19 protein-coding genes and 1 tRNA gene are annotated in these 21,702 nt (G+C 66.2%); 17 read left to right on the forward strand and 3 right to left on the reverse strand.

Features of this window, described 5'->3' with window-relative positions; genetic code table 11:
• Positions 1–305 precede the first annotated feature (305 nt).
• From rimP to FJU31_RS15540, 8 genes are all read left to right on the forward strand, one after another.
• On the forward strand, positions 306–896 hold the full coding sequence (gene rimP / locus FJU31_RS15505; protein WP_150455537.1) for a ribosome maturation factor RimP: 591 nt from the start codon (positions 306–308) through the stop codon (positions 894–896).
• Between the two features lie 4 nt (positions 897–900).
• Complete coding sequence (gene nusA, locus FJU31_RS15510; RefSeq protein WP_150455538.1) at positions 901–2,412, forward strand: transcription termination factor NusA; 1,512 nt, start codon at positions 901–903, stop codon at positions 2,410–2,412.
• Between the two features lie 92 nt (positions 2,413–2,504).
• Complete coding sequence (gene infB / locus FJU31_RS15515; RefSeq protein WP_150455539.1) at positions 2,505–5,153, forward strand: translation initiation factor IF-2; 2,649 nt, start codon at positions 2,505–2,507, stop codon at positions 5,151–5,153.
• 92 nt (positions 5,154–5,245) lie between these two features.
• Positions 5,246–5,629: a 30S ribosome-binding factor RbfA gene (rbfA, locus tag FJU31_RS15520; protein WP_005410447.1), complete on the forward strand. Its 384-nt coding sequence runs from the start codon at positions 5,246–5,248 to the stop codon at positions 5,627–5,629.
• Positions 5,630–5,735: 106 nt separating this feature from the next.
• Positions 5,736–6,644 carry a tRNA pseudouridine(55) synthase TruB gene (gene truB / locus FJU31_RS15525; protein ID WP_150455540.1) on the forward strand — a complete coding sequence of 303 codons (909 nt, stop codon included), beginning with the start codon at positions 5,736–5,738 and terminating at the stop codon, positions 6,642–6,644.
• Between the two features lie 174 nt (positions 6,645–6,818).
• Positions 6,819–7,079: a 30S ribosomal protein S15 gene (gene rpsO / locus FJU31_RS15530; protein WP_005410445.1), complete on the forward strand. Its 261-nt coding sequence runs from the start codon at positions 6,819–6,821 to the stop codon at positions 7,077–7,079.
• Between the two features lie 150 nt (positions 7,080–7,229).
• Positions 7,230–9,338, forward strand: coding sequence for a polyribonucleotide nucleotidyltransferase (gene pnp, locus FJU31_RS15535; protein ID WP_150455541.1), 2,109 nt, complete (start codon positions 7,230–7,232; stop codon positions 9,336–9,338).
• A gap of 237 nt (positions 9,339–9,575) precedes the next feature.
• Positions 9,576–10,760, forward strand: coding sequence for a glycoside hydrolase family 18 protein (locus tag FJU31_RS15540; protein WP_150455542.1), 1,185 nt, complete (start codon positions 9,576–9,578; stop codon positions 10,758–10,760).
• Positions 10,761–11,137: 377 nt separating this feature from the next.
• Here FJU31_RS15540 and FJU31_RS15545 read toward each other — a convergent pair whose 3' ends face one another.
• The 3 genes from FJU31_RS15545 to FJU31_RS15555 are packed head-to-tail and all read right to left on the reverse strand — an operon-like array spanning position 11,138 to position 13,282.
• Positions 11,138–12,697: a PepSY-associated TM helix domain-containing protein gene (locus tag FJU31_RS15545; RefSeq protein WP_150455543.1), complete on the reverse strand. Its 1,560-nt coding sequence runs from the start codon at positions 12,695–12,697 to the stop codon at positions 11,138–11,140.
• A gap of 10 nt (positions 12,698–12,707) precedes the next feature.
• Positions 12,708–12,971 carry a DUF4175 domain-containing protein gene (locus FJU31_RS15550; protein ID WP_150455544.1) on the reverse strand — a complete coding sequence of 88 codons (264 nt, stop codon included), beginning with the start codon at positions 12,969–12,971 and terminating at the stop codon, positions 12,708–12,710.
• On the reverse strand, positions 12,971–13,282 hold the full coding sequence (locus FJU31_RS15555) for a hypothetical protein (RefSeq protein ID WP_150455545.1): 312 nt from the start codon (positions 13,280–13,282) through the stop codon (positions 12,971–12,973). The genes FJU31_RS15550 and FJU31_RS15555 overlap by 1 nt, the downstream gene beginning before the upstream one ends.
• Before the next feature lie 432 nt (positions 13,283–13,714).
• Here FJU31_RS15555 and thrS point away from each other — a divergent pair, with 432 nt between their 5' ends.
• The 9 genes from thrS (at position 13,715) to FJU31_RS15600 (ending at position 21,510) form a co-directional block, all read left to right on the forward strand.
• The gene (thrS, locus tag FJU31_RS15560) at positions 13,715–15,616 is read left to right on the forward strand and encodes a threonine--tRNA ligase (protein ID WP_150455546.1); all 1,902 of its coding nucleotides are present in this window, start codon (positions 13,715–13,717) and stop codon (positions 15,614–15,616) included.
• A gap of 48 nt (positions 15,617–15,664) precedes the next feature.
• Positions 15,665–16,207, forward strand: a complete 543-nt coding sequence (gene infC / locus FJU31_RS15565) for a translation initiation factor IF-3 (protein WP_079222586.1) — start codon at positions 15,665–15,667, stop codon at positions 16,205–16,207.
• A 253-nt stretch (positions 16,208–16,460) separates the two neighbouring features.
• On the forward strand, positions 16,461–16,658 hold the full coding sequence (gene rpmI, locus FJU31_RS15570) for a 50S ribosomal protein L35 (protein ID WP_005410436.1): 198 nt from the start codon (positions 16,461–16,463) through the stop codon (positions 16,656–16,658).
• A gap of 11 nt (positions 16,659–16,669) precedes the next feature.
• Positions 16,670–17,029: a 50S ribosomal protein L20 gene (gene rplT / locus FJU31_RS15575; RefSeq protein ID WP_005410435.1), complete on the forward strand. Its 360-nt coding sequence runs from the start codon at positions 16,670–16,672 to the stop codon at positions 17,027–17,029.
• 196 nt (positions 17,030–17,225) lie between these two features.
• Complete coding sequence (gene pheS / locus FJU31_RS15580) at positions 17,226–18,221, forward strand: phenylalanine--tRNA ligase subunit alpha (RefSeq protein ID WP_150455548.1); 996 nt, start codon at positions 17,226–17,228, stop codon at positions 18,219–18,221.
• An 83-nt stretch (positions 18,222–18,304) separates the two neighbouring features.
• Entirely contained in the window at positions 18,305–20,701 is a 2,397-nt protein-coding gene (gene pheT, locus FJU31_RS15585; protein ID WP_150455549.1) for a phenylalanine--tRNA ligase subunit beta, read from the forward strand.
• 27 nt (positions 20,702–20,728) lie between these two features.
• On the forward strand, positions 20,729–21,028 hold the full coding sequence (locus FJU31_RS15590; protein WP_005410432.1) for an integration host factor subunit alpha: 300 nt from the start codon (positions 20,729–20,731) through the stop codon (positions 21,026–21,028).
• Positions 21,009–21,365 (forward strand): MerR family transcriptional regulator, encoded by a 357-nt coding sequence (locus FJU31_RS15595; protein ID WP_053518690.1) that lies wholly within the window; start codon positions 21,009–21,011, stop codon positions 21,363–21,365. Before FJU31_RS15590 ends, FJU31_RS15595 begins: the two co-directional genes overlap by 20 nt.
• 68 nt (positions 21,366–21,433) lie before the next feature.
• A tRNA-Pro gene (locus FJU31_RS15600) sits at positions 21,434–21,510 on the forward strand.
• Positions 21,511–21,702 lie beyond the last annotated feature (192 nt).

The following is a 21,702-nucleotide window of genomic DNA, read 5'->3' on the forward strand; positions in this document are numbered from 1 at the left end:
CCCGGTAGCGCCGGGCCAGGCCCGGCGAGCGCAGCGGCCGGTTGCAAGGCGGTCCAAGCCTTGCACCAGCGAGGTGCAGCCGCTATCATCAGCGGCCTAGGCAGTACCCCTGAAGGCGGCCTCCCCACGGGAGACCCGGTCCGGAAGGAGGGCTCGCAACACGCTTACGCAGCGCGTTGCAACCGGAATCCAGTCACCGGAGTCTTTCCGGAAAAAGGGGCCCAGCGGGCCCTTTGTCGTTTCCGGGGCGTCATGTTTTCCCCGCCGGCCGTGGCCGGCACCCAACCAAGAGATCAAGGTAGGCTGTGAGCGACAAGGCAACCGACATCGCGAATCTGCTCGGCCCGACCGTTGTGTCGCTGGGCCTGGAGCTGCTGGGCGTTGAGTATCTGCCGGCCCCCGGCGGTGCGACCCTGCGCCTTTACATCGACGTGCCGCTGGCTGAACAGCCCGAGCGCATCATCAACGTGGACGACTGCGAGCGCGTCAGCCGCGAAGTGTCCGCGCAGATGGACGTCGAAGACCCGATCAGCGGCAACTACACGCTGGAAGTGTCTTCGCCGGGCGTCGACCGTCCGCTGTTCAACCTGGAGCAGTTCGGCCGTCACCTGGGCGAAATGGCCAAGGTCACGCTGAAGCTGCCGCAGGACAACCGTCGTCGCCTGCAGGGCCGCATCGAAGCGACCGATGAGGCTGCGGACACCGTCACCTTCATCGTCGACAAGACCGAAGTGGTCGTGTCGGCCGACAACATCGACAAGGCCCGGATCATGCCGGACTGGGTTGCCCTGGGCCTGGCCCCGAGCAAGCCGACCGGCCCGGCGCCGAAGCGTCCGAAGCCGGACAAGAATTCTTCTTCCAACGAGCCGGCGGCAAAGAAGCCGCGCGCGGAGTGAGCCAATGAGCAAGGAACTGTTGCTGGTAGTGGACGCGGTCGCCAACGAGAAGGGCGTGCCGCGTGAAGTGATCTTCGATGCGATCGAGGCCGCCCTGGCGTCCGCAGCGAAGAAGCGCTATGCCGACGAGGAAGTGCTGACCCGCGTGGTCATCGACCACAAGGATGGCAGCTACGAAACCTACCGCCGCTGGGAAGTGGTGGCCGATGACGTGGTCATGGAATCGCCGGATCGGCAGATCCGCCTGATGGATGCCGTCGACGAAGCCGAAGGCGTGGACGTCGGCGACTACATCGAAGAACAGATTGAAAACCCCGACTTCGGCCGCATCGCCGCCCAGGCCGCCAAGCAGGTCATCGTGCAGCGCGTGCGCGAGGCCGAGCGCCAGCAGGTTGTCGATGCGTGGAAGGATCGCGTTGGCGAGCTGATCACCGGTGTGGTCAAGCGCGCCGAGCGCGGCAACATCTACGTGGACCTGGGCGGCAACGCCGAAGGTTTCATCCCGAAGGACAAGGGTATCCCGCGCGATGTGCTGCGCGCCGGTGACCGCGTGCGCGGCTACCTGGCCGAAGTGCGTTCGGAACCGCGTGGCCCGCAGCTGTTCATCAGCCGCGCCGCCCCGGAATTCATGATCGAGCTGTTCAAGCTCGAAGTGCCGGAAGTCGGCCAGGGCCTGGTGGAAATCAAGGCCTGTGCCCGCGACCCGGGTGACCGCGCCAAGATCGCGGTGCTGGCCCACGATACCCGCACCGATCCGATCGGTGCCTGCATCGGCATGCGCGGTTCGCGCGTGCAGGCCGTGTCCAACGAGCTCAATGGCGAGCGCGTGGACATCGTGCTGTGGAACGACAGCCCGGCCAACTTCGTCATCAACGCGATGGCGCCGGCTGAGGTGCAGTCGATCATCGTCGATGAAGACAAGCATTCGATGGATCTGGCCGTGGCCGAAGACCGCCTGGCGCAGGCCATCGGCAAGGGCGGCCAGAACGTGCGCCTGGCCAGCCGCCTGACCGGCTGGCAGCTGAACGTGATGACCCAGGACCAGGTCACCGCCAAGTCGGAAGCCGAGCAGGCTTCGGCCCGCCAGCTGTTCATGGACAAGCTGGAAGTGGACGAGGAAATCGCCGGCATCCTGGTCAGCGAAGGCTTCGGTACGGTTGAAGAAATTGCTTATGTCCCGGTCGGCGAACTGCTGGCCGTGGAAGGTTTCGACGAAGACATCGTCGAAGAGCTGCGCGCTCGTGCCCGCGATGCGCTGCTCAATGAGGCCCTGGCAGTCGAGGAAGGCCTTGAAGACGGCCAGCCGGCGCAGGACCTGCTGTCCCTTGAGGGCATGGACGAAGCCACCGCTTACGCGCTGGCCGGCCGCGGCGTGCGTACCAGCGAGGAGCTTTCCGACCTGGCCGCCGACGAGGTCATGGACTTCGGCATCGAAGGGTTGGACCAGGAGCGCGCCGCGGCGCTGATCCTGGCCGCGCGTGCCGAGGAGATCGCCCGACTGGAACGCGGCGAATGAGCCGGCAATGAACAGGGCCCTGAGCCGATCAGGGCGTAGAATCCGCGCCACCTCCATCTGCGGGGGGGCGCCCACAAGATCATAGGATCCGAATGTCGCAGCAAACCACCATCCGCAAGCTTGCCGAACTGGTCAACACGCCGGTCGAGAAACTGCTGGAACAGCTGGCCGGTGCCGGCATGAAGTTCAGCGGTCCCGACCAGGTCGTGACCAGCACTGAAAAGGTGAAGCTCCTGGGCTTCCTTCGTCGCTCGCACGGCAAGCCCGAGCAGGCCCCGGAAGAGACGGATCAGTCTGCAAAGAAGATCACGCTCAACCGCCGGAAACAGCAGGAAGTGACGGTCAATTCCGGTCGCAGCAAGACGACCGTGAATGTCGAGGTGCGCCAGAAGCGTACCTACGTCAAGGATGGTGCGCGTGCCATGACGCCGGACGAAGAGCGTGCCGACATCCTGCGCAAGCTGGAAGAGTCGCGCGCCCGCAATCTTGCAGAACAGCAGGCTCTGGCCGAGAAGGATCGTCTGCGCGACGAAGCCATCGTCCGTGCCCGTGAAGAAGAGGTTGCCGCCAAGGAACGCGCCGAGGCCGACAAGAAGGCTGCCGAAGAGGCTGCGGTTGCCGCCAAGGCCGCCGAGGCCCTGGCTGCCACCAAGCCCAAGCGCGCTCCGATCGACGAAACCGCGCCGCGTCCGCCGCGTACCCCGGCTGCCGCTCCGGCTGCACCGCGTGGTGCTCCGCCGGCACCGCCGCGCAGCGACGACCGCAACAACCGCAGCGCGCCGCGCAACGAGCGTGGCCCGGGCGATCGTTTCGCCGGCCAGATGCACTTGTCGGCTGCCGACCGTGCGCGTCGTGGCAACAGCAACAACAGCAACAACCGCGGTCGTCCGGGTGGTCGCAACCAGAGTGGCGGCCGTCGCGACATGTCGCGCGGTGGCAACAACGCCGGTCCGCACGGTTTCGAGCGTCCAACCGCACCGGTCGTGCGTGAAGTGGCGATCGGCGAAACCATCACCGTCGCTGACCTGGCGCAGAAGCTCGCGCTGAAGGGCGGCGAGGTGGTGAAGGCGCTGTTCAAGATGGGTGTGATGGCCACCATCACCCAGTCCATCGATCATGACACCGCTGCGCTGGTGACCGAAGAACTCGGCCACAAGGCGATCCGTGCCAATGACAACGATGCCGAAGACGCACTGCTGGCCTCGACCGGTGGAGACCAGGGCGAAGCCGTGCAGCGTCCGCCGGTGGTCACCATCATGGGCCACGTCGACCACGGCAAGACCTCGCTGCTGGATTACATCCGCCGCACCAAGGTCGCCCACGGCGAAGCCGGTGGCATCACCCAGCACATCGGTGCGTACCACGTTGATACGCCGAAGGGCGTCATCAGCTTCCTGGATACCCCGGGCCACGCCGCGTTCACCTCGATGCGTGCCCGCGGTGCCAAGCTGACCGACATCGTGGTGCTGGTGGTTGCCGCCGACGACGGCGTCATGCCGCAGACCAAGGAAGCGATCCAGCACGCCCGTTCGGCGGGTGTGCCGCTGATCGTGGCCATCAACAAGATCGACAAGTCCGGCGCCGACCCGATGCGGGTCAAGAACGAGCTGCTCTCCGAGCAGGTCGTGGCCGAAGACTTCGGTGGCGACATCCAGATGGTGGAGATCTCGGCCAAGACCGGCCTGGGCATCGACGACCTGCTGGACGCCGTCTCGGTCCAGGCGGAACTGCTGGAACTGAAGGCCGTCGACGAAGGCCGCGCCGCGGGCGTGGTCATCGAATCCTCGCTGGACAAGGGCCGTGGCCCGGTCGCCACCGTGCTGGTGCAGCAGGGCCGCCTGAAGAAGGGCGACTACCTGGTGTGCGGCATCCAGTACGGCCGCGTGCGTGCGCTGTTCGACGAAACCGGCAAGCAGCCGGAGTTCGCCGGCCCGTCCATCCCGGTGCAGGTCCTGGGCCTGTCCGGCGTGCCGGAAGCCGGTGACGACTTCGTGGTCGTCGAGGACGAGCGCCTGGCCAAGGACGTTGCCCAGCAGCGTGAGACCAAGCGCCGCGAATCGCGCCTGGTCGCCACCGCTGGCAGCCGCATGGAAGACATCATGGCGACCCTGGGCAAGGGCGAGGGCCAGCAGGTCCTCAACCTGGTCATCAAGGCCGACGTGCAGGGTTCGGTGCAGGCCCTGAGCCAGGCACTGGTCGCACTGTCCAACGAAGACATCCGCATCAACGTGATCCACTCCGGCGTGGGCGGCATCACCGAGTCGGACGCCAATTCGGCTGCCGCTTCGAAGGCCACCGTCATCGGCTTCAACGTGCGTGCGGATGCTTCGGCCCGTCGCATCATCGAATCCAACGGCGTGGACCTGCGTTACTTCTCGATCATCTATGACGTGATCGACCAGGTGAAGCAGGTGGCATCCGGTCTGCTGGGCGTGGAGATCCGCGAAGAGATCATCGGTATTGCCGAGGTCCGCGACGTCTTCCGCAGCTCCAAGCTGGGCGCGGTTGCCGGCTCGATGGTCATCGAGGGCGTGGTCAAGCGCAACAAGCCGATCCGCGTGCTGCGCGACAGCGTGGTGATCTTCGAGGGCGAGCTGGAATCGCTGCGCCGCTTTAAGGAAAACGTCGAGGAAGTCCGCAACGGTACCGAATGTGGTATCGCGGTGAAGGCCTACAACGACGTCAAGCCGGGTGACCAGATCGAGTGCTTCGAGCGTATCGAAGTGCCGCGCACCCTGTAATGCTGCAAGGCGGCCCGACCAACGGTCGGGCCTCACCACGCACATGTAGCGCCCGACCGTTGGTCGGGCGACAACTGAACCAAGAGCTCCTCGTGCCCAAGACTTTCCATCGAACCGATCGTGTCTCCGCCCAGCTGCGCCGTGAGCTCGGCACCCTGGTGCACAACGCTGTGCGCGAACACGGGTTGCCCTCGGTGAGCGTGTCCGACGTGGAAATCACCCGCGACATGGCCCATGCCAAGGTGTTCGTCACCGCGCTGATGCCGGAACGCTCGGCCGAAGCCGTGGCCGGCCTGAAGGAGCTGGGCTATCGCCTGCGCATGGACCTGGCCCGCGCGATGAAGCTGCGCCATGTGCCGGAGCTGCATTTCCACTACGACGACTCGGTCGACCGTGGTGAGCACATCGACAACATCCTGCGCGACCTGCCCGATACGCTGGCCGCGGAGAAGCGTCGCGAGAGCGACGAAGAATAAGCTTGCGCCGGGTGATGCCCGGCGTTTTCCATTCTGCTCGTGCGAGGCCGGACGCTGCCCGCGCTTCGCGCACGCCGGGCATGGCCCGGCGCTACCCGTATCTGTCATGACCCGAATTCAGTTCCGCCGCCTGGATGGCATCCTGCTGCTCGACAAGTCGACCGGCATGAGCTCCAACGCCGCCCTGCAGGTGGCCCGCCGCCTGTTCCGTGCCGAAAAGGGCGGCCACACCGGCAGCCTCGACCCGCTGGCCACCGGCCTGCTGCCGCTGTGCTTCGGCGAGGCGACCAAGATCGCCGGCCTGCTGCTGGGCTCGGCCAAGGCCTATGACGCCGGGATCCAGCTCGGCCAGACCACCGATACCGATGATTCCGAAGGCCAGGTGCTGCTGCAGCGCCCGGTCCCGGCGATCAGCGCCGAGGCCCTGCAGGCCGCACTGGCGCCGCTGACCGGCAGCATCCTGCAGCGCGCCCCGATCTATTCGGCGCTGAAGCAGGGCGGCGAGCCGCTGTATGTGAAGGCCCGCCGAGGCGACGTCATCGAGGCGCCCGAGCGCGAGGTGCAGGTGCATGCCATCGAGGTGCTCGAGCAGCAGGCCGATCGCCTGCGGCTGCGGGTGACCTGCGGTTCGGGAACCTACATCCGCAGCCTGGCCCGCGACCTCGGCGAGGCGCTGGGCTGCGGCGCGCATATCAGCGCACTGCGCCGGCTGTGGGTCGAGCCGTTCCACGCCCCGGCCATGGTCACCCTGGACCAGCTGCGGGCGATGGTCGAGGCCGGCGACGAGGCGGGCATGGACGCGCTGCTGCTGCCACTGGCCGCCGGCCTGGCCGAATATCCTCGGGTCGACCTCGACGCTGAACAGGCGCACCGCTTCTGTGTCGGCCAGCGCCAGCGCGGCCCCTCCTGGCCGCACGGCCTGGTGGCCGTGTACGGGCCGGACGATGCTGTCCAGGGGCTGGGGCAGGTCGACGACAGTGGCCTGCTGGCCCCGCAGCGTCGTTTCAACCTCTGACCGGGGCAGGGCGGTTCAGCCCCGGTCCTTGTTCCGGGAGCCCCTGACCGTTACAATTTCGCGGCCGTTTTCCGGCAACCTGCCTCACGCAGGTTTCATCCTCGTTGTCCACGGCGAGCCTGGCGGTGCGCGAAGCGCGTTCCTGCCGGCCACGCATCACAGAGAAAAAAGAAAATGTCGATCGACACCCAGAAGGTCATTGAAGACAACAAGCGCAGCTCGGCTGACACCGGCTCCCCGGAAGTCCAGGTTGCCCTGCTGACCGCCCGCATCGAACTGCTGACCGGCCACTTCAAGACCCACAAGAAGGACCACCACAGCCGCCGCGGTCTGCTGCAGATGGTCAACCGCCGTCGCAGCCTGCTCGACTACCTGAAGAAGAAGGACGTCGAGCGTTACAAGGCCCTGATCGAAAAGCTTGGCCTGCGTCGCTAAGCAAAGAATCCCCCGCGGCGCAGCGATGCGCCGCGGTTTTGTTTTGTAGCACCGGAATACCGATTCAGACCGGAACGATCCGGTCACCCGCAGGCGGCAAGGGTCGCCGACGGTCCAAATTCGCAGACAGCATCCCCAAGGACACCCTCCGTGGCAAAAATCACCAAAACCTTCCAGTACGGCAAGCACACCGTCACGCTTGAAACCGGCGAAATCGCCCGTCAGGCCGGTGGCGCCGTCATCGTCAAGTTCGACGACACCGTGCTGCTGGTCTCCGCCGTTGCCGCCAAGAGCGCGCGCGAAGGCCAGGATTTCTTCCCCCTGACCTGTGACTATCAGGAGAAGTTCTACGCAGGTGGCCGTATCCCGGGTGGCTTCTTCAAGCGCGAAGGCCGCGCGACCGAGAAGGAAACCCTGATCTCGCGTCTGATCGACCGTCCGATCCGTCCGCTGTTCCCGGAAGACTACAAGAACGAAGTCCAGATCATCGCCACGGTGATGTCGCTGAACCCGGAAATCGACGGTGACATCCCGGCGCTGATCGGTGCCTCGGCTGCCCTGTCGCTGGCCGGTACCCCGTTCAAGGGTCCGATCGCCGCCGCCAAGGTCGGTTACAAGAACGGCGAATACATCCTCAACCCGACCGTGTCGGAGCTGAAGGAATCGGAGCTGGAGCTGGTCGTTGCCGGTACCGCCAACGCTGTGCTGATGGTTGAATCCGAAGCCGCGCTGCTGTCCGAAGACGTGATGCTGGGCGCCGTGACCTTCGGTCACCGCGAAATGCAGAAGGTCATCAACGCGATCAACGAGCTGACCGTGGAAGCCGGCACCAAGCCGTCGACCTGGGTGGCCCCGGCCAAGAACGACGTGCTGATCAGCGCCCTGCAGGAAGCCATCGGCCCGCGCCTGGGCGAAGCCTTCCAGGTGCGCGACAAGCTGCAGCGCCGTGACGCCATCTCGGCGATCAAGAAGGACGTGGTCGAAAGCCTGGCTGGCCGCGTGACCGCTGAAGGCTGGAACCCGGCCGAGCTGTCGAAGGAATTCGGCGAGCTGGAATACAGCACCATGCGCAACTCGGTGCTGGACACCAAGGTCCGCATCGACGGCCGTGCGCTGGACACCGTCCGCCCGATCGCCGTGCAGACCGGCATCCTGCCGCGTACCCACGGTTCCTCGCTGTTCACCCGCGGTGAAACGCAGGCCATCGTGACCATCACCCTGGGCACCGCCCGTGATGGCCAGGTCATCGATGCCGTCTCCGGTGAGTACAAGGAAAACTTCCTGTTCCACTACAACTTCCCCCCGTACTCGGTGGGTGAGACCGGCCGCATGATGGGCCCGAAGCGCCGCGAAATCGGCCACGGTCGCCTGGCCAAGCGCGGCGTGCTGGCTGTGATGCCGTCGCTGGAATCCTTCCCGTACACCATCCGCGTCGTCTCGGAAATCACCGAGTCGAACGGTTCCTCGTCGATGGCCTCGGTCTGCGGTTCGTCGCTGGCCCTGATGGACGCCGGCGTGCCGGTGAAGGCACCGGTTGCCGGTATCGCCATGGGCCTGGTCAAGGAAGGCGACCGCTTCGTCGTCCTGTCCGACATCCTGGGTGACGAAGATCACCTGGGCGACATGGACTTCAAGGTTGCCGGTACCGCTGAGGGCATCTCCGCCCTGCAGATGGACATCAAGATCGAAGGCATCACCGAAGAGATCATGAAGCAGGCTCTGCAGCAGGCCAAGGCTGGCCGTCTGCACATCCTGGGCGAAATGGCCCACGGCCTGACCGCTCCGCGTGAAGAGCTGTCGGACTACGCGCCGCGCCTGCTGACCATCAAGATTCACCCGGACAAGATCCGCGAAGTGATCGGCAAGGGTGGCTCGACCATCCAGGCCATCACCAAGGAAACCGGCACCCAGATCGACATCCAGGACGACGGCACCATCGTCATCGCTTCGGTCAACGCCATCGCTGCCCAGGCCGCCAAGGCCCGCATCGAGCAGATCACCTCGGACGTCGAGCCGGGCCGCATCTACGAAGGCAAGGTCGCCAAGATCATGGACTTCGGTGCGTTCGTCACGATCCTGCCGGGCAAGGACGGTCTGGTCCACGTGTCGCAGATCTCCAGCGATCGCGTCGAGAAGGTCGGCGACGTGCTGAAGGAAGGCGATGTGGTCAAGGTCAAGGTCCTGGAAGTCGACAAGCAGGGCCGTATCCGCCTGTCGATGAAGGCCGTGGAAGAAGGCGAAGGCGCCAGCGCCGAGTAATCGACCTCCGGTCGATTACGGTTCCCGGTAGGTGTCAACCTTGGTTGACACGCTTCTGGAATCGCCGAAATGAAAGAGCGGGCTTCGGCCCGCTTTTTCTTTGCCTGCGATTCCGTGCCTTTCGTAGAGTCGAGTTTGCTCGACTGCTTGGATGCAGCGCAGTCGAGCAAGCTCGACGCTACGGGCTCCCCGCCGTGTACAGTCGATCACGCTCGACTCTACCAACCGGGAGTTTCCATGCTGCGCCAGACCCTGGCCGGGCTTGCCCTGCTGTTCGCCGCCGTCGTTCCTGCCGCCAGTCACGCGGCGCAGCCGCCGATCTACGGTGCCTACTATCCCGGCGGTTCGGCCGAGCGCTACCCGGTGTCGCACATTCCTGCCGATCGCCTCACCCACCTGTTCTACGCGTTCTCCACCATCGAGGCAGGGCGCTGCACGGCGGGCGCCGAAGCGCCGGCCAACTTCGCCGCGCTGGCCGAGCTGAAGAAGGCGCACCCGCACCTGCGCACGCTGATCTCCATCGGCGGCTGGGGCGCGGGTGGCTTCTCCGATGCCGCGCTGACCGAGGCCAGCCGCAAGCGCCTGGTTGATTCCTGCATGGCGCTGTTCTTCGAGAAGTACGCAGGCAGCTTCGACGGCGTGGACATCGACTGGGAATTCCCGGTCAGTGGCGGGCCGAAGGAGCTCGCCCACCGCCCGCAGGACCGCGCGAACATGACCCGTCTGGCGCAGGCGTTCCGCATGGCGCTGGATGCGCGTGGCCGCAAGCGCGGCCAACCGATGCTGCTGACCGCCGCGCTCGCGGCCGGCCGCCTGCAGACCGATGGCCCCTATGACCCGGCCGCCAGCTACGACCTGCCGGCGCTGGCCAAGGTGTTCGATTTCATCAACCTGATGAGCTATGACATGAGCACCGGATTCTCGGCGGTGTCGGCCTTCAATGCGCCGCTGCATGAAGTGCCGGCCGACCCGCTGGCGCCGGAACTGCGGCGCTGGAACAACGTGGCCGGCGCCGTGCAGTACTACCGCGAACACGGCGTGCCGGCCGACAAGCTGGTGCTGGGCGTGCCGTTCTACGGGCGTGGGTTCAAGGTGACCGGCGACGCACCCGATGGCCTGTACCAGGCCTACAGCGCACCGGCCGATGCCGGCGACTGGCGGGTGATCAAGGCCCGTTACCTGGACCAGCCGGGCTGGACGAAATACTGGCAGCCGCAGGCGCAGAGCCCGTGGCTGTACAACGCGGCCGAAAAGGTCTTCATCAGCTACGAGGACCCGCGCTCGATCGGCCTGCGCGCGCAGTTCGCCCGCGAGCAGGGCCTGGCCGGCGTGTTCATGTGGGAACTGACCGGCGATGACGAACAGGCCAGCCTGCTCAACGCCATGCTCGCGCCATGGCACAAGGCCCGCGTCGGCGATTGACCCCGCCTCGGTAGCGCCGGGCCATGCCCGGCGGCGCATGGCCACGCCCGCGGCCCCGGCATGCCCTCTGACGCGCGGGGCCACGAACACGCCCTGGTAGAGTCGAGCTTGCTCGACTGCCCTCGGCGCGGAGCAACGGCAGTCGAGCAAGCTCGAGTCCGCAAAGACGGTGCGCGGCGTTGGCGCTTGGCCGTGCCCGGCGGCGCATGGCCCCACCCGCGGCCCCGGCATGCCCTCTGGCGCGCGGGGCGACGAACGCGCCTTGGTGGATTCGAGCTCGCTCGACTGCCCTTGGCACGGAGCAACGGCAGTCGAGCAAGCTCGACTCTACAAAGACGGTGCGTAGCGGTAGCGCCGGGCCATGTCCGGCGGTTTACTCAATCGGCCCACACGCTGTTGGGGTCGCCGTCACGGGCGCGGCGCTGGCTGGCCACCGCCAGCCGGGCAAAACCGAAAGCCATCGCCAGCGCTACCACGTCAATCCAGAACAGCGGCCACAGCCCGCGCGCGGCGGCCAGCCACGGCCAGTCGCCGTTGAGCGCGCCATGCATCACCGGCACCAGTGCAGTGGTGATGGCCGCGGCCCATAGCAGTTCACGCGCGGCCTGTGCCGGCCGGCGCACGGCGGCCCACAGCGCACACGCGGCCCAGGTGCCGAAGCAGGCCCAGCGGATGCCGTGGTCCACCGCCGCCGGGGCGACGCGTTCGAGCACCAGCGCGGTGACGAAGGCCACCGAGATCGCCACGCACAGGCCGATGCACACGCCCACCGTCGCCCGCGCCATGTTCACCCCCGCGCGTGGTTGCTGCGGCTGCCGGCGCTTGCGCCGCGATTCGATCCACAGCAGGTTGCCCGAGTAGAACAGGAAGGCGCCGCCCAGCCCCAGCAGGAAGTACAGCCAGACCACCACGCCGTTGCCGAACTCGCCGAAGTGCAGCGCATAGGCGGCGCTGAGCGTGGCGTGGTTGGCATCGCGGTGGCCGGGCAGCTGGCTGGCCAGTACGCGACCACTGACCACGTCCAGCGCCACCGAGCCGAGCGGCCCAAGTGTGCCGCTGGATTCGCCGGTGATCTCGATGGTGGCGTTGGCATCGCCGCCGTTGGCCAGCTTCAGGTAGGCCGGCTCGAAATCGGCCACGCCCTGTGCGCGGGCCACTTCGAGCGCGCGCGCATGCAGCTCGCGCAGGCTGCCTGGCGCAGCCGGCACGCCCGCGGCTTCGCGCACCGGTGCGGTATCCATCGCCGCCGGCACCACCTGCATGGCCTTGCCTTCGAAGATGAGCGGGTTGAGCAGGGCGATCTGGATGAAGACCAGGCAGAGCAGGGCACCGGTCACCGCGAACATCAGGTGGAACGGCAGGCTGAGCACGCCGATCACGTTGTGCGCGTCCTGCCACATCTGCTTGAGGTTGCGGCCCGGGCGCAGCGCGAACAGGTCACCCAGAAGCTTGGGCAGGTGGATGACCAGTCCGCTGAGCAGGGCCATGCCGTACAGCAGGCTGACGATGCCCATCACGTAGATGCCGGCCACCGGCAGGCCCAGGCTGTAGTGCAGTTCGTTGACCAGCTCGGCCAGGCCCGCCTGCGGTGGCGTGGCGCTGCCGCCGGTGTTGCCGGGCCAGGCATAGCGCCAGCCGCCGTCGGCGCCCTGCCAGTAGGCCAGCGGCTGCGGGTGCTCGGCGCCGGGGAAGGTCATGCCGACATGGCGGCGTGCTTCCGGGTGCTTGGCCAGGACGTCGTCCAACAGGTACTGCGCGTCGTCCAGGCCGGCTGGCAGCACGCTGGCCGCGCCCGGCGTCTGCCACACCGGCAGATCGTGGTGGAACAGGGTGAGGGCGCCGGCATAGAACGCCACGAACAGGCCGAAGCCGGCCACCAGGCCGACCCAGGTGTGCAGGGTGGTGAAGGTACGCAGGGTCTGCGAACTGAATTTCATGCGCTCGTTCTCATTGCACCGCGCCGCTCAGGCGCAGCAGCCACAACACGGCGAAGCCGGCGGCGGCGCAGCCGGCGGGTACCAGCCAGGCGCGCGCCACGGTGCGGAAACTGAAGGCCCACAGCGCCGCCAGCATCCACAGCGGGACGAAGGCGATGAGGGCCGGCACCAGCGCGCTCGGCCACGGCCCCGGCGGCAGCCAGGTCAGCAGGCCGGTGGCAGCGGCGGCAAGGAAAAACCCCACGACGATGCCCGACAGGGCGCGCATCCACATCAGCGCGGCTCCCGTGCGCTGCCTTCCACCGCCGGGCGGTGCCAGGCGGCCAGCGCCGGCAGCAGCAGGGCCACCAGCATCCAGGTGCAGAGCATCGCCACCAGTCCGGCGGCAACGCCCAGCTCGGCCATCCACAGCCACAGCGAGGCGACCGCGGCGACCAGGCCGATCTGCCGGCCCAGGCGGCCGGCACGGCGCAGGCGCGGCCAGCGGCAGTGCGGCGAGGCGGCGTAAAACGCGAGCGCGGAGAACATCGCCGACAGCACGGCCAGGCTGCAGAAGCCCAGCGACGGCAGGCCCACGGTGATCATTGCCGGGTACCTGGCGGTACGAGTGCCTGTATGGGGGCCATGTGCGCAGGGGCTGCGCAGGCCGGATGGTACGCGGGGCGCATGGCGGAGGGGTCCTGTACGAATCAGTCAAGCTGCCAACGGAGATGGCTGCGCGCACATGGTAATCATTGCGATTTCCCGGTGCCAGCGATCCCGGTTCAGCGGTAACCGGAGCTGGACCTTGGGCTTTCCTGCGCGCTGGTTTAAGATCGTCGCAGAACCCTGACTGGAACAAGGTGGCCCGCGCCCAGCGCCGGCCGAGCGTGCGACATGAGCACTACCACCGCCCACCGCTGACCTGCCCCCGAAGGCCCTGTTCCGCAGGCGCCCTCGCGGCGCTTTTTTATTGCCCGGGCACCGCCCGGAACGCTTTCCAGCCCGCCCGAGCGGGCCCCGCACGAAGCCATTGCGATGATCAATATCACCCTTCCCGACGGCAGCCGCCGCGAATTCGAACATCCCGTCAGCGTCATGGACGTCGCCCAGTCGATCGGTGCCGGCCTGGCCAAGGCCACCATCGCTGGCGCCGTTGATGGCGTGCTGGTCGATGCCAGCGACGTCATCGACCACGATGCCAGCCTGCGCATCATCACCGCCAAGGACGAGGAGGGCGTGGAAATCATCCGCCACTCCTGCGCCCACCTGGTCGGCCACGCCGTCAAGCAGCTGTACCCGGACGTGAAGATGGTGATCGGCCCGGTCATCGCCGAGGGCTTCTACTACGACATCTATTCCGAGCGCCCGTTCACGCCGGAAGACATGGCCGCCATCGAGAAGCGCATGGGCGAGCTGATCGCCCAGGACTATGACGTCATCAAGAAGGTGACGCCGCGCGCCGAAGTGGTCGAGATCTTCAAGGCCCGTGGCGAGGACTACAAGCTGCGCCTGATCGAGGACATGTCCGACGACATCCAGGCGATGGGCATGTACTACCACCAGGAATACGTGGACATGTGCCGCGGCCCGCACGTGCCGAACACGCGCTTCCTGAAGGCCTTCAAGCTGACCCGCATTTCCGGCGCATACTGGCGTGGCGATGCGCAGAACGAACAGCTGCAGCGCATCTACGGAACCGCCTGGGCAGACAAGAAGCAGCTCGAGGCGTACATCAAGCGCATTGAAGAAGCCGAAATGCGCGACCACCGCCGCATCGGCAAGCAGCAGGACCTGTTCCACCTGCAGGAAGAGGCCCCGGGCCTGGTGTTCTGGCACCCCAAGGGCTGGGCGCTGTGGCAGGTGGTCGAGCAGTACATGCGCAAGGTCTACCGCAGCAGTGGCTACGGCGAAGTGCGCTGCCCGCAGATCCTGGACGTGAGCCTGTGGAAGAAGTCCGGCCACTGGGACAACTACCAGGACAACATGTTCTTCACCGAATCGGAGAAGCGCACCTACGCGGTCAAGCCGATGAACTGCCCGGGCCATGTCCAGGTGTTCAACCAGGGCCTGCACAGCTACCGCGACCTGCCGATCCGCTACGGTGAGTTCGGTTCCTGCCACCGCAACGAGCCGTCCGGCGCGCTGCACGGCATCCTGCGCGTGCGTGGTTTTACCCAGGACGACGGCCATGTGTTCTGCACCGAGAACCAGATCGAATCGGAAGTGACCGCGTTCCACCAGCAGGCGCTGGCGGTCTACCAGCACTTCGGTTTCGACGAGATCCAGATCAAGATCGCCCTGCGCCCGGAGTCTCGCCTGGGTGATGACGCCACCTGGGACAAGGCCGAAGGCGCGCTGCGCTCGGCGCTGACCGCCTGTGGCGTGGAATGGCAGGAGCTGCCGGGCGAGGGCGCCTTCTACGGCCCGAAGATCGAGTACCACCTGAAGGACGCGATCGGCCGTACCTGGCAGCTGGGCACCATGCAGGTCGACTTCATGATGCCGGGCCGCCTGGGCGCCGAGTACGTGGACGAAAACAGCCAGAAGAAGCACCCGGTCATGCTGCACCGTGCCATCGTCGGCTCGATGGAGCGTTTCCTGGGCATCCTGATCGAGCACCATGCCGGCCAGTTCCCGGCCTGGCTGGCGCCGACCCAGGTGGTGGTGGCCAACATCACCGACGCCCAGGCTGAATACGTCGCAGGCGTGACCAAAACCCTTGCGGAGCAAGGCTTCCGCGTCAGCTCGGATTTGCGTAACGAGAAGATCGGTTATAAAATCCGCGAGCATACGTTGCAGCGCGTGCCTTATCTGCTGGTCATCGGTGACCGCGAGAAGGAAAATGGAGCTGTGGCGGTGCGTACGCGTTCTGGCGAAGACCTTGGCAGCATGAGCCTGCAGGCCTTCATCGAGCGGCTCCACGCCGAGGGCGCGTAAGCAAAGGTCCGGTCCGGGTGAATGAACGCCCGGACCGGTTCGATACCCTTGGGAGAACGTAATATCAGCACACCTGACAACAAACAGAACCGCAAGAATCAGGAAATCCGAGTGCCGCGCGTCCGCGTGATCGGCAGTGACGGAGAAATGATCGGCGTGTTGTCGCGCGACGAAGCGCTGTCCATGGCCGAAGACGAAGGCCTGGACCTGGTTGAAATCCAGCCGCAGGCCGATCCGCCGGTCTGCAAGATCATGGATTTCGGCAAGTTCAAGTTCGAAGCGCAGAAGAAGGCCAGCGAGGCCAAGAAGAAGACCAAGCAGGTCGAGATCAAGGAAGTGAAGTTCCGTCCGGTCACGGACGAGGGCGACTACCAGATCAAGCTGCGCAAGATGCGTGGTTTCCTTGAGGAAGGCGACAAGATCAAGGTCAACATCCGCTTCCGTGGCCGTGAAATGAGCCACCAGGAACTGGGTCGCGAGATGGCCAACCGGATCGAGACCGATCTGGGCGAGGACATCGTCATCGAATCCCGTCCGCGCCTGGAAGGGCGTCAGATGGTCATGATGATCGCGCCGAAGAAGAAGACCTGAGGCCTGCAGGGCTGCCTTTCGGGGCGCCTGGCTGAAGAGTTCAGGGTGAAGGGGCGCCATGGGCGTCCCTTTGCTTTTGCAGCAGGACGTTTGAGGGTTGCAGGGGCTGGTGACAGGGCGGTTTTGCCTGTATCATGCCCGGCTCGACCCACCCAGGACGGGTCGTACGCCGATCATGGCAGGACGGAAAGAGTGGCCCAGGCCACCGCCAGATCAGTCAGAAACCAGGGTCACCCCCATCAAGGACATTGCAATGCCCAAGATCAAGACCAACCGGGCAGCGGCCAAGCGTTTCCGCAAGACCGCCTCGGGCAAGTACAAGTGCGGCCACGCCAACCGTAGCCACATCCTCACGAAGAAAGCGACCAAGCGTAAGCGTAATCTGCGTCAGACGGGCCATGTCCGTGCAGAAGATGCAGGCCGTCTGGACCGCATGCTCCCTTACCTCTGAGGAACTGAAAAATGGCACGAGTTAAGCGTGGCGTACAGGCGCGTCGCCGCCACAAGAAAATCCTTGATCTGGCGAAGGGCTACTACAATGCCCGTCGCAAGGTCTTCCGCGTCGCCAAGCAGGCGGTCATCAAGGCACAGCAGTACGCCTACATCGGCCGTAAGCAGAAGAAGCGCAACTTCCGTTCGCTGTGGATCACCCGTATCAATGCGGCTGCCCGCATCAACGGCCTGAGCTACAGCCGCTTCATGAACGGCCTGCTGAAGGCCGGCATCACCCTGGACCGCAAGGTCCTGGCTGATATCGCCGTGCACGACGCAGCGGGTTTTGCTGCACTGGCCGAAAAGGCCAAGGGCGCACTGGCGGCATAAGTCCTTCCCGATGCCGTTGCCGTTCAACGGGAACGGTGTCAGGTAGAGGCAATGCATGGGGAAGGGCGCAAGTCCTTCCCCATTCTTTTTTGGGTCCCGGCAACGCCGCAGGCGCGCGGTGCGGGGACTGGCGGTGGCGACAGGGGTCGGCCCTTCGCGCATCGCGATGGCAGACCGACTGGAGTTCCGGCCCCCCATGAGCGACATCCAATCCCTCACCACCCAGGCGCTGGCCGATGTGGCCGCCGCACAGAGCCCCGACACGCTGGAACAGCTGCGCGTGGCCCTGCTCGGCAAGAGCGGCAGCATCACCGCCCAGCTCAAGCAGCTCGGCACCCTGCCGGCGGACGAGCGCAAGGCCGCCGGTGAAGCCATCAACCAGGCCCGTGACGCGCTGTCCAGCGCGCTGGGCGAACGCAAGGCTGTGCTGGAAAACGCCGCACTGGATGCGCGACTGGCCGCCGAAGCGATCGACATCACCCTGCCGGGCCGCAACGGCGACCGCGCCGGCCTGCACCCGATCACCCGCACCCTGGAGCGCATCACCGGCATCTTCGGCCGGCTGGGCTACGAGCTGTCCGAGGGTCCGGAAATCGAGGACGACTGGCACAACTTCGAGGCGCTGAACTTCCCGCCGCACCACCCGGCGCGCGCCATGCACGACACCTTCTACTTCGGCGATGGCCGCCTGCTGCGCACGCATACCTCCGGTGTGCAGGTGCGCTACATGGGCGAGCACCAGCCGCCGTTGCGCATGATCGCCGCCGGCAAGGTGTACCGCAGCGACAGCGACCAGACCCATTCGCCGATGTTCCATCAGGTCGAAGGCCTGCTGGTGGATGAGCACTCCACCTTCGCCGACCTGAAGGGCACGCTGGCCGAGTTCGTGCGCGCGTTCTTCGAGCGCGATTTCGAAATGCGCTTCCGCCCCAGCTACTTCCCGTTCGTTGAACCGGGCGCGGAAGTGGACATCGCCTGGCAGCAGCCCGACGGCAGCACACGCTGGCTGGAAGTGCTGGGCTGCGGCATGGTCCACCCGAACGTGCTGCGCAACGTCGGCATCGATCCGGAGCGCTACACCGGCTTCGCCTTCGGCCTCGGCGTGGAGCGCTTTGCGATGCTGCGCTACGGCGTCAACGACCTACGCGCGTTCTTCGAGAACGACGTGCGGTTCCTGAAACAGTTCGCGTAACGGACCAGGTAGCGCCGGGCCATGCCCGGCGGACTCAACAACGCAGGCCCAGGCGCATGCGCCGGGCCCACCAGGGTGACACCATGAAATTCTCCGAAAACTGGCTGCGCAGCCACGTCCCGACCTCCGCCTCGCGCGATGAACTGAGCGCGGTGCTGACCGCCATCGGCCTGGAAGTGGAAGAAGTGACCGCGCTCGGCAACGGCCTGCAGCACGTGGTCGTGGGACGCATCGTCGAAGCCGTGCGCCATCCCGAAGCCGACCGCCTGCAGGTGTGCAAGGTCGACGCAGGGCAGGGCGAACTGCTGCAGATCGTCTGCGTTGCGCCGAATGCGCGCCCGGGCCTGGTTGCACCGCTGGCCATGGTCGGCGCGCAGATCGGCGACCTGGCGATCAAGCCGGCCAAGCTGCGCGGCATCGAATCCAACGGCATGCTGTGCTCGGCCAAGGAGCTGGGCCTGGACACCGATGCCTCGGGCCTGCTGGAGCTGCCTGATGATGCGCCGGTCGGCCAGGCTCTGGTCGAGTACCTGGGCCTGCCGGACGCCAGCATCGAGATCAAGCTGACCCCCAACCGCGCCGACTGCTTCAGCGTGCGTGGCATCGCCTACGACGTGGCCGCGGCCACTCGCAGCGAGGTGCTGGATTTCGCCGCCGACGCCATTGCCGCGGTCGGCAGCCGTGAGCTGTCCATCCAGCTCGACGCCGGCGCTGAAGCGCCGCGTTACCTGGGCCGCGTCATTGAAGGCGTCAACGCCGCCGCCAAGACCCCGCTGTGGATGGCCGAGCGCCTGCGCCGCAGTGGCGTGCGTCCGGTCTCGCTGCTGGTCGACATCACCCAGTACGTAATGCTGGAACTGGGCCAGCCGATGCACGCCTACGACCTGGGCACCCTGCAGGGCAGCATAGGCGTGCGCCGTTCGCGCGCCGGCGAAGCCATCAAGCTGCTGGACGGCCGCGATGCGGTGCTGGACGAGAGCTTCCTGGTGGTCACCGACGCCGACCGTGCGGTCGGCCTGGCTGGCCTGATGGGCGGCTACGACACGCGCGTCACCGACGACACCACCGCCGTCTTCTTGGAGGCCGCGCACTTCGCGCCGGCTGCCATCATGGGCCGTGGCCGCAAGCTGGGCCTGCACACCGATGCCGGTCACCGCTTCGAGCGTGGCGTCGACCCGGCGCTGCCGCGCGATGCCATCGAGTACGCCACCCGCCTGGTGCTGGACCTGGCCGGCGGCACCCCGGCGCCGGTCACCGAGGCGGTCAACCAGGCCGATCTGCCGCAGGCAGCGACGATCCTCCTGCGCCGCGCACGCATCACCCGCGTGCTGGGCATCACCATCGACGACGCCGAAGTCGAGCGCATCCTGCGCGCGCTGGGCATGGGCGTGACCGCGGCCGGCGAAGGCTGGCAGGTGACCGCGCCGAGCCGCCGCTTCGACATCGCCATCGAAGAAGACCTGATCGAGGAACTGGCCCGCATCCACGGCTACGAGCAGATCCCGACCACCCTGCCGGGTGGCGCGGCGCGCGTGGCGATGCCGACCGAGACCCAGTTGGACGTGCTCAGCGTGCGCCGCCAGCTGGTCGCCCGCGACCTGCAGGAAACCTTGAACTTCGCCTTCGTTGACGATGCATTGCTGACCCAGTGGCAGCTGCGCGACAACCTGGTGCCGCTGGCCAACCCGCTGTCGGCCGAGCTGGCGGTGATGCGCCCGGCGCTGTTGCCGGGCCTGGTCGCCACCCTGGGCCGCAATGCCGCCCGCCAGCTGGGCCGCGTGCGCCTGTTCGAGGTCGGCCGGGTGTTCGCCCAGCAGACCGGTGAGACGTCGCCCAGCGAAAGCCGGCCCGCACCGCTGGAAACCCAGCGCGTGGCCGCCGCCGTCTGTGGCGATGCGCAGTCCGTGCAGTGGGGCCTGCCGACCCGCAAGGTCGATTTCCATGACCTGAAGGGCGACCTGGAATCGTTGGCCGCCGCCAGCGGTGCCGTGCTCGAATTCCGCCCGTCCACCCGTGCCTTCGGCCACCCGGCCCGTTCGGCCGAGGTGTACCGCGATGGCGTGGTGATCGGCTGGATCGGCCAGATCCATCCGCGCCTGGCCAAGGCCATGGACATCGATGCCGACGTCTATGCGTTCGAGCTGGACTTGGAAGCGCTGTCGGCGCGTGCCCTGCCGCGTGCCGGCGAACTGTCGCGCTTCCCGGCCGTGCGTCGCGACCTCGCGTTCCTGGTGCCTGAACAGGTGGACTGGAGCGACCTGGCCGCGACCATCCGCCAGGCGGCCGGCCCGCTGCTGCGCGAGCTGAACCTGTTCGACCGCTACGTCGGCCAAGGGGTCGAGCCGGGATTCAAGAGTCTCGCTATGGGCTTGATTTTGCAGGACAAGTCGCGCACTCTGACGGACCGCGACGTGGAAGCGGTGGTGGCCGAGGCGGTCACTGCGATCGAGCGTGAACACCACGCCCGGATCCGCGGCTGAGCGGGAAGCACTCAGGGGTAGCAGGCAATGGCATTGACCAAGGCGGAGATGGCGGAAAAGCTGTTCGACGAAGTCGGTCTGAACAAGCGGGAAGCCAAGGAATTCGTCGACGCGTTCTTCGATGTGCTGCGTGAAGCGTTGGAACAGGGACGTCAGGTGAAGCTGTCCGGCTTCGGTAATTTCGACCTGCGGCGCAAGAACCAGCGCCCGGGTCGCAACCCCAAGACCGGCGAGGAAATTCCGATTTCCGCCCGTACGGTGGTCACTTTCCGTCCGGGCCAGAAGCTCAAGGAGAGGGTGGAAGCTTATGCTGGATCCGGGCAGTAACCGCGAACTACCGCCGATCCCGGCCAAGCGCTACTTCACCATTGGTGAAGTAAGCGAGCTGTGCGACGTCAAGCCGCACGTGCTGCGCTACTGGGAAACCGAATTTCCCAGCCTTGAGCCGGCCAAGCGCCGTGGCAACCGTCGCTACTACCAGCGCCACGACGTGCTGATGGTGCGGCAGATCCGCAGCCTGCTGTACGAACAGGGTTACACCATCGGTGGCGCGCGCCTGCGCCTGGAGGGTCCGGATGCGCGCGAGGAATCCGCGTTGAGCAACCAGATCATCAAGCAGGTGCGCATGGAGCTGGAAGAAGTGCTGCAATTGCTTCGCCGGTGATCCAAAACCCAGCGTAATCCGCTATACTTCACGGCCCGCCGCACTGGCGGGTACATCGCAGCATCAGTCGGGGCGTAGCGCAGCCTGGTAGCGCATCTGCCTGGGGGGCAGAGGGTCGTCGGTTCGAATCCGGCCGTCCCGACCACTGTGATGAAACAGAAAGCCTGCGCAGCGATGCGTGGGCTTTTTTGTTGTTTGTAGAGTCGAGCTTGCTCGACTGGAGGCTTCGGTAGAGTCGAGCTTGCTCGACTGGCGGCTTCAGTAGAGTCGAGGGGGGGGGGGGGGGGTGGGAAAAAAAGAAGGCAACGCGACCAATAAAAAGGTGAGATTAGAAAGG

The sequence above is a fragment of the Stenotrophomonas cyclobalanopsidis genome (assembly GCF_008710035.1).
Taxonomy (GTDB): domain Bacteria; phylum Pseudomonadota; class Gammaproteobacteria; order Xanthomonadales; family Xanthomonadaceae; genus Stenotrophomonas; species Stenotrophomonas cyclobalanopsidis.